General features: G+C 47.9%; 10 protein-coding genes and 2 CRISPR repeat arrays. Of the genes, 7 read left to right on the top strand and 3 right to left on the bottom strand.

Translation table 11 applies throughout. From position 1 onward, the window contains the following. The 5 genes from L6H98_RS24000 to L6H98_RS23980 all read left to right on the top strand — a co-directional run bounded on the left by L6H98_RS24000 (position 1) and on the right by L6H98_RS23980 (position 5,606). Positions 1-975: a hypothetical protein gene (locus tag L6H98_RS24000; protein ID WP_236420208.1), complete on the top strand. Its 975-nt coding sequence runs from the start codon at positions 1-3 to the stop codon at positions 973-975. 1 nt (position 976) lies between these two features. After that, on the top strand, positions 977-1,804 hold the full coding sequence (locus L6H98_RS23995) for a hypothetical protein (RefSeq protein ID WP_236420207.1): 828 nt from the start codon (positions 977-979) through the stop codon (positions 1,802-1,804). A 195-nt stretch (positions 1,805-1,999) separates the two neighbouring features. Beyond that, positions 2,000-2,373: direct repeats of the CRISPR family, unit length 33 nt; unit sequence GTCGCACTCCGTATGGAGTGCGTGGATTGAAAT. 153 nt (positions 2,374-2,526) lie between these two features. Beyond that, positions 2,527-3,411: a CRISPR system precrRNA processing endoribonuclease RAMP protein Cas6 gene (cas6, locus tag L6H98_RS23990; RefSeq protein ID WP_236420206.1), complete on the top strand. Its 885-nt coding sequence runs from the start codon at positions 2,527-2,529 to the stop codon at positions 3,409-3,411. A 211-nt stretch (positions 3,412-3,622) separates the two neighbouring features. After that, positions 3,623-4,063: a CRISPR direct-repeat array (repeat unit 33 nt; unit sequence GTCGCACTCTGTATGGAGTGCGTGGATTGAAAT). A gap of 231 nt (positions 4,064-4,294) precedes the next feature. Beyond that, positions 4,295-4,960 carry a DUF6709 family protein gene (locus tag L6H98_RS23985; protein ID WP_236420205.1) on the top strand — a complete coding sequence of 222 codons (666 nt, stop codon included), beginning with the start codon at positions 4,295-4,297 and terminating at the stop codon, positions 4,958-4,960. Positions 4,961-5,306: 346 nt separating this feature from the next. Further along, on the top strand, positions 5,307-5,606 hold the full coding sequence (locus L6H98_RS23980; protein WP_236420261.1) for a DUF4190 domain-containing protein: 300 nt from the start codon (positions 5,307-5,309) through the stop codon (positions 5,604-5,606). A gap of 286 nt (positions 5,607-5,892) precedes the next feature. On the opposite strand, the gene L6H98_RS23975 is transcribed toward L6H98_RS23980, so the two are convergent. After that, positions 5,893-8,079, bottom strand: a complete 2,187-nt coding sequence (locus L6H98_RS23975) for a YhgE/Pip domain-containing protein (protein ID WP_236420204.1) — start codon at positions 8,077-8,079, stop codon at positions 5,893-5,895. A 58-nt stretch (positions 8,080-8,137) separates the two neighbouring features. Continuing rightward, the gene (locus L6H98_RS23970) at positions 8,138-8,716 is read right to left on the bottom strand and encodes a TetR/AcrR family transcriptional regulator (protein WP_236420203.1); all 579 of its coding nucleotides are present in this window, start codon (positions 8,714-8,716) and stop codon (positions 8,138-8,140) included. Between the two features lie 250 nt (positions 8,717-8,966). Here L6H98_RS23970 and L6H98_RS23965 point away from each other — a divergent pair, with 250 nt between their 5' ends. Together L6H98_RS23965 and L6H98_RS23960 are read left to right on the top strand one after the other, a co-directional pair. Beyond that, on the top strand, positions 8,967-9,515 hold the full coding sequence (locus L6H98_RS23965) for a hypothetical protein (RefSeq protein ID WP_236420202.1): 549 nt from the start codon (positions 8,967-8,969) through the stop codon (positions 9,513-9,515). A 53-nt stretch (positions 9,516-9,568) separates the two neighbouring features. Continuing rightward, positions 9,569-9,919, top strand: coding sequence for a DUF4190 domain-containing protein (locus L6H98_RS23960; protein ID WP_236420201.1), 351 nt, complete (start codon positions 9,569-9,571; stop codon positions 9,917-9,919). A gap of 488 nt (positions 9,920-10,407) precedes the next feature. Here the strand turns inward: L6H98_RS23960 and L6H98_RS23955 are convergent, their stop codons facing one another. Then, entirely contained in the window at positions 10,408-12,174 is a 1,767-nt protein-coding gene (locus L6H98_RS23955) for a HAMP domain-containing methyl-accepting chemotaxis protein (RefSeq protein WP_236420200.1), read from the bottom strand. Positions 12,175-12,513 lie beyond the last annotated feature (339 nt).

Here is a 12,513-nt window from a genome sequence, read left to right as displayed (position 1 = left end):
ATGGCGAAGTGGAACTATTATCGCGTCGATATGGACCTAAAGGGAAGAATGACCCAGATACCGGATTCCCAAAAAATATTTGGTGCGATGATTCATCGAATGGCTCAGAACTTTCCTTCTGAACAGGTTACGGAGTTCGTTGCCAAACAGAAAAGCGGAAAGGCGTCATTGGCGGTGTCGAATCTGCTTCCTCGGGGATATGTTCCTGTTCCGTATTCAGCGCTAGTAGGAAGGCTAGGCGAAGATAATGAGGAAATAAATCCGAAAAGAAAGATGATTTATAAAGAACTGAAAAAGCGCTCCTATGTGAAGATTGATCAACTTGATCTTTGGCTAAAAGAGCCTGTTACCGCCAAAGACGTGTTCCCTTATGTGAATGTCGTGAATACGCAACAGATTCATGCTTCAATTGATAGCAAACGGTACGATCTCCCGGGATTAGATCCGAATCTTTATTCCGTGCCAGAAGTTATTGTGAATGAGGTTCATTCAACGAAGGTACATACCATTCATGAATTTATGTTCTATATTGCTATCGAACAAGAGACAGATGGAATGCGACTGCTTAAGGTCTTGGAATCGGCGAAAGATGAGGGAAGAACATTCGTGCTTGGGCCACGGGGTTCTCAAGGAATGAACACTTTTCAAGTCCATGGTATCCATCAGGATTCTGTATTCACATCGGATCAGGAAGGATATTATCTGAACTTAGGTATGTTGCTGCCTGGAAACATTGATTTTGGAAAGTCTAGCCTGAAATTGTTTACCTCAGAGCGGAGACCCTTTAATCCTCCGGGGGGATGGGATGAGGGGAATCATAAGCAATTTATTAGCTTTATTGAAGCCGGGAGTATTATATATGCTCCTAATGGGATAGAGAGTGCCGGGCATTCGATTCAATCACCTTTTCATCCAAGAGATATTGTATTTGGGAATGCCTTGTTGTATGCACTCGGCGAAAGGAGCGCGCGCTGATATGCCGTTACTTCAACGTTACGAATATCGTTTAAAAACCATTTCCACACTCGTCATGTCTCCACGCAATCATCAGGGGCATTATCTCGTGGCTGGCGATTTTAAAAGAGCTGATATTGAACAGAACCTAAATCATTTGGTGACAGATGGCGAGAATGCAAGTCCAAACCGGGTTAACATTATTTATCCTTTCTATCAGTACGGAGCATATTCCAGCTATGATCCGAAGAATACCCAGTATTATATCCCTGGTTCATCAATAAAAGGAGCGGTTCTGTCCAATGGACCACAGCCGAAGGCTCCAGTGAATATGATGGTTGATGACATTATCGTACAAAGTACGCATCTACAACTGAGGGGATTGTATAAACTACAATATCTTTCGGAGGAAACGAACCACTCCGTTAGATTGGAGCATTTCTTTCCAAATGTGGCCGTTGAAATGCTTGCGGCTGGTACCGAATATACCGGGACGTTGTTCTGCAATGAAAATATACACGAGTACCTTCAAGTCAGTCAGAGAAAAACACAAGATAAGCTAATACAACTAAAGGATAGACTTCGTGCGGCTAATGACGCATCTTTAATAGAAGATGGGGGCCGGATTGAACGATTAAAAAATAACATTGATTCGATCATGCAAGCTATGCTGAGTAACACGGGAGCACATACATTATTGCTCGGAGGATATAAAGGATTGGCATTATCTGGCGTTTTTCCAAATACAGCATTCAATAAGGTCGATAGTGCGGTTTATGTGGATCAATCGAAAGATTTGCCACATGGACTCGTTCAAATTGATAAAGTACGTTTGAAGCAAGGCATCTAATCTCTTGATACAAGGTGCGAACCTCAAGCTCACATGATTTTCCCGGGAGATTCGCACCTCGGAATTTGTCGAAAATTTCATGGTTGTGACCTTTTTGGTAATGAATTTGATCCATTTGTTGGGTAATGTATAATGAAAAAGATGAAGTACGTAACGGTTGTCCCGATTGACACATTTGTTACGTCATTTTTTGCTGTCGCACTCCGTATGGAGTGCGTGGATTGAAATAATGGACCATGTGATCGGTGTACCAGCATAATCGCGTCGCACTCCGTATGGAGTGCGTGGATTGAAATTCCAACATCATTACGCGTGGCTGGACGAGGGCTGCGTCGCACTCCGTATGGAGTGCGTGGATTGAAATCGTAACGTGGACATACGTCCTTTAGGCTTGCGCTTGTCGCACTCCGTATGGAGTGCGTGGATTGAAATAGAGATAACAATGTGGCATTAACATCGTAGTTATGGTCGCACTCTGTATGGAGTACGTGGATTGAAATCATACCGGATGACATACGGGTTAAGTACACCAAAGAGACGCACTTCATATGTTGTGTGTGGATTGAAATTGTAATGTAGTTTTAACAGCACCTCGTAGTTTATTGTCACACTCCGTATGGAGTGAGTGATTGTATTGAAATAACGTGAAACGGGAGCCTGATGATCCCAAATTTGAGTCACGCTTTGTATAGAATTCAACAATATTTTGAATTGGAGCACATATGAAGAATAGTAAATTCCCTATTTTTTCACTGGAATATCTGCCGTTACTTATTCGGCTCAAATGCAAGGAAGAAGCACGTTTGCCTGCATTTCTTGGTTCAACGCTGCATGGTGTTACTGGCTGGGCACTACCCCAACATCCCGAATCATATGAATATTTATTCCAAAACCGTCGACGGGGCGGAGCAAAACAGGACATTGTAAATCCATACATGATCGAGCCACCAAGGCCTAAGCCCATGTATCAAGAGGGTGATCTGTTGTGTTTTAGGCTGGTGTTATTTGGAGATGCAATTCGATACACTAAAGATGTCATTAATTCGTTGGCTCAAGTTCATAGGTTCGGGATTGGAGCGGAACGAAAGGTTTTCGAATTGATGGATATCTTGCATGGTGATAAGTACATACCTTTGTGGCCCAAAGAAAGCATGGATTTGAACGCTGCTGCTCCAGAAAACATTTCTGCGTATGCGACTCAGGATCATGCTTCCTGGTGTTCTGTTCATATGGTGACCCCTGTTCGTATTCGGCGCGGAGGAGAATTGGTGCAGGAGATCGATTTTCCGACCATTATCCGGAGTATCACGAGGAGAGTGGAGACGATGACCAAACGTTACGGAGGACACATGGACACAGATGTAGCCGCGACAGCTTGTGAGTTTGCAGAGAATGTTCATGCGATGTCCTCAGCGCTTTATTTAAACCAGATGCATCGCTACTCGAATCGTAAAAAGGAATCCGTGGACTGGAGCGGGATGCTCGGCGCTCTGACGTTTGAGGGAGAACTATCTCCGTTTACGCCTTGGCTGAATGCCGCACGCATTTTACATATTGGAAGAAACTCGACGTTTGGTTGTGGTCAGATCGATGTAGTATATAGATAAGAAATCTGTAGCGACATTGGTCTATAACAGGTGCGAACCTCATGCTCACATGATTTTCCCGGGAGATTCGCACCTCAGATTTTGTCGAAAGGCCCACTTTTGTGACCTTTTGGCAATAGATTTGCTCCATTAGTTGGGTGATGTATAATAGAAAGGATGAAGTTACGTAATGATCATTCCAGTTGACACATCTTTTACGTTATTTTTTACTGTCGCACTCTGTATGGAGTGCGTGGATTGAAATCTCCACGAAATCTTTTTCGCGGTGCTTGGTGGTTGTCGCACTCTGTATGGAGTGCGTGGATTGAAATAGTCATTGGATTGCTGCCAATGGGTAACAGCCGTAGTCGCACTCTGTATGGAGTGCGTGGATTGAAATACTATTCGGATTGAGCGCGGCAAAAGCAAGATTCGGTCGCACTCTGTATGGAGTGCGTGGATTGAAATTGCTGAGACTGCAGGGGCCCTTTCTATATATAAAAGTCGCACTCTGTATGGAGTGCGTGGATTGAAATCCTAGCGTATGGCGTCAAGTGAATCATTTCGGCCAGTCGCACTCCGTATGGAGTGCGTGGATTGAAATCGCGAGAGAGGGCGGCCGTTAATGAGCTCGTCCAGTCGCACTCCGTATGGAGTGCGATTGGATTGAAATATCCAACGTTGATCAACCGCATTCTCACGGCCCGCGTCGCACTCTCTATGGAGCGCATAACAACTGAAAACCTGGACTGCGACAAAGATGCGTAAACGATTGTTTACGCATCTTTGTGTTGTTGCATACGAGGTTGGAAGAATAATTATCAAGACCAATTCTTCATATTTTTCCCTGATTGACCGATAACTACTATGAAGTAGATGAAATAATTGGGAAGGGGAGAATTAATTGCAAGAACAATATGCTTTAGAGAAGAAGAAAGTCATACGTGGCTTTCTGATTGCAGCTGTGTTGGCCACACTCGTGTTCGGAGGTTTTATCGTCCCAGGTTTGATCAACAACGCGAAGTATGCGGAGGGGCCCAGAGATTTGAACCATTTGGATCCGGGAACCCTAAAGGCAGGGGACTACGTCGAGGTACAGTTCGAGAAGATGCACCAAGCTTTTGCCAGGTATTATATGCAGCGGGAAGGAAATGATCTGGAGGTGAATCACTACCTGTATTACATCTATCCTTATCAAGAAAAAGGACTCATTGTGCAAGTGCTCGCACAACATTCATCCCGATACGACCAGCTTGCGTATTCTTCGAATAATGGCGAACTGTCTGTGGATACCACGATATACAACACGGGCAGTATGCAAAAGATAGACCCCGAAATTAAGGGGCACGCCACTGAATATATGAAGGAACTTACGGGTACCGAAAAACCATTCGAGGAAGAGTTCTGGCCTTATATGCTTAATTTGGACATTCCTAAGGAAATTGGAGAGGATCAGTCGTCGTTCATACTTCAAATTCTGGGAGGCATTTATCTAGGCATTATTCTATTGGTCGGTCTAATCGTACTCGGAAGATTGAGTGTGCTGAAGCATAAATACCGTCAGTATTAATACATAAGCTTGGGCAAAATAACGTTGTAATAAGCGTGAGCTGATTCAACTGTGATTGCAAAAATCCTCCAAATTATGTGATCTGAAATAAGAAAGAGCTCAAAAACCCGGGGATAACCTAATCCGAATATGTTTTTGACTGTTGGTGTGGTCACATATAAAATGACTTGTTCAACTTCTTTACAGGGCCCCATAAGAAAATTTTTACGAAACCCTTAGCATTTACAAAATATGGAGTATGATTCTACGCACGATCAAGTATAATGGTAGTCAATGAAATGAATGGGGAGGATTTACCTTGGAACATCGTCAGAATGATTGGGATCAGAATTTTCATGATCCACTCATGCCACCGCCACCACCATATATGCCGCTGAAAACGAATGGCAAATCGATTGCCGCACTCGTTTTGGGGATATTGTCCATCATGATTCCATACCTTGGATTTTTGATCGGGATCGTTGCCATCATCTTTGCAGCACTGGCCCTCAAAGAACTCAAGGTTCGCATGGAGCAGGGGAAAGGACTGGCCATCGCCGGTCTCGTCTGCGGAATCATCGGTACAGCGATTTATGCCATCATTATGCTGATTCTTCTCATTGTCTTCTTCGCGGCAGCTGCCGGAAGCAGTTATTACGGCTACTAAAGCCCCATTGAGAGATGGAGTCGGCCATTCTGATTGCATGGTCATACTGACATCTTAGTTTGGATGATAAAAAGACGGTCTTCAGGTCATTTGCGGATGATCTGTAGATCGTCTTTTTTTGGCGTGGTAAGGGAAGATGAGGCAGCATCCAACCAATGAAGGCCAGTTACATTTCAAAAAAAGCAAGGCCGTGCATGAAGCATCACCCTCCAACGATTGGACCGAGTTGGGCGAACATTTCATGCATGCCTTGCTCTATTAACGATTGTACGTTTACTGATAAAACCTAAGCATGAAACGCCGCTTCGCCTTGAACTTGTTCGACGTTCCCTGTACGGTGTTTCATGAAATACGCAAACGTGGCACCAAGGCCGATGACGGCAAAAATGCACATGATTCCGAGTTGATCCCAGGCTACGCCGAACAAGCCGCTGCTAATGATCGCTTTGTAGCCTGTTACCGAATAGGTCATCGGCAGCCATGGATTGAAGCCTTTCATCCAATCCGGAATGAGCTCCAGCGGGAAGGTTCCGGCACTGGTGGTCAGTTGGAAAATCAACATCAGAATGGCGATGAAACGTCCCGGATTATCCAGCCAGGTCACCAGCGCTTGTATGATGAACATGAAGGTCAAGCTGGTCACAAAGCTGAACAGCAGGAAGAGCGGAACGCTTTGGACCTCCAGCCCGAGTCCGTAAAGCACAAGCAGGGAGGCCAGCAGCGACTGCGCCGCGCTCATGAGGCTGAATGCCAGCGTTTTGCTGACGAACCGATTCCAGCTGCTGGCTTCAGCCACGGCGCCGTCACGCACCGGCACGACCAGTGTGGCGATCAGCGCACCGACGAATAGACCCAGGGACATGAAGTATGGCGAGAATCCCGTACCATAGTTCGGAACTTCATTATATTTCTGTTCTTCGACCTGAACCGGCTGCGCGTACATGGAAACAAGTTCATCTGTTTTGGTGACGCTGGACGTTTCCTCTGCTGCTTCATTTAACTTGTCGGCCAGCGTACCTGATCCGTCAGCCAGCTTGACGGTGGCATCGTTGAGTTTGCCCGCGCCTTCATCCAGTTGGCGGGAGCCGTCCGCAACCGTTGCGATGCCTCCAGCGAGCTGCTGCACGCCATCGGTGAGCCGACCGGTGCTGGCGTTTAACTGTCCGGTGCCCTGAGCGAGCTTTGCTCCACCCGCCGCGGCTTCGGCCAGCTTGGCGTTGAATTGCTTCATATTGTTCGCGAGCTGATCCTGCCCATCGGCCAGCTGCGATACCCCTTGCAGCAATTGCTCCTGGCCCTGCACAAGCTGCGAACTGCCCTGATGCAGCTGCTGCTGGGCAGCTTCCAGCGTCCGGCTGCCTTCAACGAGCTGCTGCCCGCCCTGATAAACCTGCTCGCTGCCTGCGGCAACGGCCTGGCTTGCGGCGAGCAGCTTCTGCACTTCGGGGGTTGCCGCCAGTTGCGGGCTGCTCTGCGCGAGCTGCTCGAGCCCTTGGGCCAACGCTTTCGCACCATCGGCGACTTGGCCGCTGCCCGCCACCGAGGTCTGCAGTCCGGCGGTGAGCTTCGCCGCGCCTGCCTCGGACGAGGCCAGGCCTGCATCGAGCTTGGCTGCGCCGTCACGCGCGGCCTTGGCACCGCTCAGCAGCGGCTGTCCTCCGGCGGACACTTTGGCGGCTCCTGCCGTCAGTTGGTCCCCCGCATCGGACAACCGGGACAAACCGCCCGAGAGAGTAGTTGCGGCGTCATGCAGTTTGCCGACGCCTTGCGCCAATTGTTTCGCGCCGGTTTGCAGCGTTTGCGAACCGTTTTCCAGCTTGCCCGCGCCGCTGGCGAGCTTCGCCAGATTTTCCTTGAGCGTGGTTGTTCCATCATGCAAACGGGATGCCCCGTCGCTCAACTGTCCGGCACCGTCCCCCGCATCTGCCAGTCCGTCCGAGATGACGGCTACCTGGTCGAGCAGCGTTTCCGTATAGGTTTCCGTGACTTTGGCGGACACTTTGGCTTTGATCTGTTTTACCGCCGTTCCCCCGATCTGGCCTGCGAGGAAGTTGTATCCTTCGTTTGGTTCATAGATCAGTTCGGCAGGCTCGGGATGATCGTCCATCAAGGTCGTTGCACGGGCGGAAAAGTCCTCAGGGATTACGATCGTCATATAATACGCGTTATCCCTCATGCCCTCGTCGGCCTGTTCGCGCGAGACGAACTGCCAGTTGAAGTCATCGCTTTTCTTCAGCTCGTCGACCAGATTCTGCCCGACTTCCAACGTTTGCTCATTATAGGTTGCCCCTTGGTCATTGTTGACCACCGCGACAGGCAGTTCGTTCATTTTGCCGTAGGGGTCCCAGAAAGCTTCCAAAAACATGCCGCTGTACAACACCGGAATAAACAGCACAACGACAATCGGTATGATTACTTTCGGTTTTCTGAGGGCGGACCCGAGTTCCCGGAAAAACACAGTCATTGATTTCATGATGTTCTCTCCCCATCGTTTCTTGTTCTCTCTATATGGATTGCATGCGCGGGTTCCTCTAATTCGGGGATAGTCCGTTCTTGAGGAACGGCCCGACAAATGCCTTAATCTGCTCCTTATGGAGCGCAGGATGCACTTTGTTCCAATCGGAGGCCAGGGTGACGTACAGCTTAAACAGCACAAATGCGACGATCTTCGGGTCTTCCTGCCTGATCTGTCCCAATGTCATTGCACGTTTGACCTGCCGCTCCAAATATTCGAGAATCGCCGTTTCCACCTTTTGCAGCCCTTCCTTCGCCTGCGGCGTTCCGAAATCATGAACCTCCTGAAAGAGCTTCAATAACAGCTCGTGCTCCTGCCTGTACTCCAGCAAAACATCCATGCTCTCATGCACATTGTCGAGAAAAGAGTGCTCTTCTTTCACGGTTTGCTCCGTAATTCGTTTCATGTCGGCAATGATGGAGTGCAAAATTTCGCGGAACAGCTCTTCTTTGTTTTCGAAAAAATTGTAAATCGTACCTTTGCCCACATGCGCCAGTCTGGCCACTTGCTCCATGGTCGTCGCCTTATAGCCAAACAGGGAGAAGGATTTCTCCGCAGCGGAGACGACCTGCTGCCTTCGGTTGATATCGGCCATGCATATTCACCTCCTTGTCAGAAAGGGTGTTGATCTCATGTACTGTTGTACCTGATTTAAGGAATTGACCGATTTACTATATTGGTCATTTGGTCGAATTAACTGTAGCATCTGGACCAGAGATCCGCATGTGATGTTCGTCATACTTTTGGAAGGTAATAGAGGAAATGGGAAATGAAAAGAGGGAGTAACAATAATGTCATCCACCTATTGGGTGATTATGGTACTTTTTGTGAATAGGGGGGACGTCATGAAAAGGTTAGGCATTTGGCTGCTGCTTGGGCTCTCGTTGACAGGCTGCTATGGTGAGAAAGAAGCGACGGAAACTTCCCGTCTTGAGGGGATCGGCAGTGAGGCAAGCAACATGGATGAGCTGGAACAACTGCGGAATGAAAATGCAAAGTTAACGCAGCAATTAGAAGCGCAGGATGCTGGTCTGGTGAATGAAGAGGAATTGCAGGAGAACATCCGGGAGACGATGAATCTGGCATTCAAGCTGATTTCCGCCATGGAAAACGAGGACTATGCTTACATGGAGTCCGTGGCTTCTTCTCATGTTGACATCCTCAAAGCGCAAAATTCGATCCGCTTTGAAGACGGCGAGCATAAATACGAAACGGCATTTCTGAAGAACGTCCGTCCGGGAGATTTGGAGTTCAGAGGGTACCATCAGGAAGAAGCGAATCGCTCTGTTCTCATGCTGGCTCGGCTCTATGATGAAGGGTACGCGGAGTTGGTATTCAATTACATTCGTGCCGAAGATGGGGGCTGGCAGTGGGATGGTTTCTTGACGAACTGAATATCAGTACCCTAGTAATGGGGGTTATTGAAGAGAAGTAGGGAGGGTTTACTTTGGAACAGCATCAACCTGGTTGGAATCAGCATAGATTAACCCCACCTCCGCCTTATGGACCAAAGACGAACGGTAAATCCATTGCCGCTTTGGTCTTGGGCATATTATCGATCATCACTCCGTACGTGGGGCTCCTGATCGGCATTGCTGCCATTATTTTTGCGTCGTTGTCTCTTAAAGAGATCCAACGCAATCTGGAACAAGGACGGGGAATGGCCATTGCGGGCCTGGTATGCGGCATCATTGGCACGCTTATTTATGCGATACTGTTTGTGCTGCTTTTGTTTATGGTCTTTTTGTTCAACGAGGTATCCATGTCGGGTGGTGACGTGGGGATTATAGGGATGTAAGGCAGGATTGCTGCAACTCAGACAAAGGTTGATTCAGTCTGTAATCAGGTGCGAATCTCAAGCTCACATGGTTTTCCTAGGGGATTCGCACCTCAGAATTTGTCGAAATTTAGCGAATCATAACCTTTTGGCAACACCTGTCGCAGGAAGTTAGCATGAATAGGGGGTATTGATCATTGGAAGTTGCGGAATAACGTGTTAAATTGTTTAGGAGAAAGACATATACGTCTTTTTTCGCTGTCGCACTCCGTATGGAGTGCGTGGATTGAAATTGTAAAGGGGCGGGGCAGGATGTTTGCCCCGATATCCATACGCAGTGCGTGGGTTGAACTTTTGAAGCTGATAAAGCTAAAGCTGTAATCTTCTTCTTCCAGTCACACTCCCAGGCACCAGCAACCAACAAAAAAACCAAGGCATCGAGTCAACAACTCAGATGCCTTGGTTTTTTGCGTAATAATGGTCTTCTTTTTTGGTCGGTTAGAAACTGATCAGTTTCCTTTCACCTTAAAGAACGAGATCAGTTCCTGCAGCTGCTCCGAAACCGCGGACAGCTCGTCGGAAGCTGTAACGATGGAGGCCATGGAGGCTTCCTGCTCGGCCACAGATTGCTCGATCTGTTTCGTGCTGCTTGCCGCCTTGCTGACGCTCGAGGACAGTTCATCCGCCGTGGCGGACATTTGCTCCGTGCTGGCCGAAATTTCTTGGGTGGAGCTGGAGATGTCCTGAATCTGATTGGCGACTTTGCCCGTCGCAGACAGGATATCCTCGAAGAATACGCCGGTTTCGCTAGTCACGCTCATCCCTTTTTCAACCTCTTGGGAACCGAGCTGCATCGCTTCGGCGGACTGCAAGATGTCTCTCTGGATCTCGTCAATAAGAGCACGGATCTGCGTGGCCGATTCCTGAGATTGTTCTGCAAGTTTCCGGACTTCTCCGGCCACCACTGCAAATCCTCTGCCTTCTTCGCCGACGCGCGCCGCTTCGATGGAAGCGTTCAGGGCAAGCAGGTTGGTTTGCCCGGCAATGTCGGTAATGATATTGACGATGCTGCTAATCTCGTTGGAACGGTTCTCCAAGGATTGGATGGACGCGTACGTGTTCTGTACCGCGCCGGATATCAGGCGCATCTGATCAATGACTTGCTGCATGATCTCATGGCCGGAATTGGAGCGCTGCTCCATGGTCAGCGCTTCGTCGGCCGCGTCTGCCGAGCTGCTGGCGATCGTCTGCACCACTGTGGACATTTCGGTCATGGCACGGGCGCTTTCTACGGTAGCCAGATTCTGTGAGCGGAGTCCCGCAGAGATTTCGCGGATGTTGCTGCTGATCGATTGAATGTTTTCGTTGTTCGCGGCCGAGATCTCCAACAGCTTTTTGGACGAGTCCGAGAGGTGGCCCGACGTCGTTTTCACCTTGAACATCGTATTGTTGATGCGTTCGATCATCGTATTGAATTTTTCGTTGATGATGCCCAGATCGTCCCGTCCCGTTTGGATGGATACGTCGAGGTTGCCCGTGCTGACTTCTTCGATGCCCTTCATCAGGTTGCGGATCGGACGCAGTGTCTTTTTCAACAGAACGTACTGAAGCACCATGAACAGAAGCAGGAAGCCGATAAGGAACATCAAACCGTATGTAAGCAGTTTGTCCAGTCCTTTCGGAACTGCGCTGGCATCGACGTCGAAAAAGAGAGCGGCGTAAATGGACCCGTCGGCATTGTTGATCGGATACATCAAGGTGGTCCATGTTCCATATTCATCCGTATAGAAATCGCTGAAGGCAGGTTTGCCGTCGATCTTCATTTGTTCCAGGACAACGACGTTATTTTCGGGAAGAGGGTACATTGCGCCTGCTGCCAGATTGCTCTCCTCAAAGGGCTCCAACAAATTGGTAGGAACCGCAATAATGGACGTGCCGTTACCTTGCTCCAGTTCCGAACCGAAAATGTACGCTTGCGCGATGTTTGGATAAAACTCATGGATGGAGTCCAGATACGTTCTAAGTTCCGATTGTACGGGACCGGAATAACTTTTTTCGTTGACAGCCTCGGCGACTTTGCCGGTGTCCAGGTCGTTGTACCATTTTTCGGTAATGACGGTGGCCTGGTCGTGCAGCTGTTCAACCAAAATATTTTTTTGCAGCTGATATGCTGCCGTAATCAGGATAATGCCGATCAGCGTGATGCTGCCGAACGAGATGATCAGGTTTTTTGCGAAAAATGGAAGGGTACTCCATCGAAGCTTTGCAAACAACATGGTTCACTCCTCTTTAGTTTGTATTTGTCGAATTTTCATGTTTGTGCAACTTGCTTAATCCTATCCATGAAGGAAGTATTATACGTGCTCATATCATATTTCCCATATATTTCATTTGGAGGGGGTATATTTAACTAAAATAAGCTGTACAAACATGAGGCATTCAAGAAATATATCGGATACTAAGTAACTTTTATGTTAGTTTTGGAATCAAAAGGGTGCTAAAGGACCAACATTTGAAACGCATTTTCCGCGTTTCTTTCACATTTATGTTTATTAATGAATATTTGCGCAAATCTCAGGTATTAAATTTACAACGATTAACTTCTTCTTGGATTT

Source organism: Paenibacillus sp. JJ-223 (genome assembly GCF_927798175.1).
Lineage (GTDB): Bacteria > Bacillota > Bacilli > Paenibacillales > Paenibacillaceae > Paenibacillus > Paenibacillus hubeiensis.
This window is presented reverse-complemented; position numbering and strand designations above follow the sequence as displayed.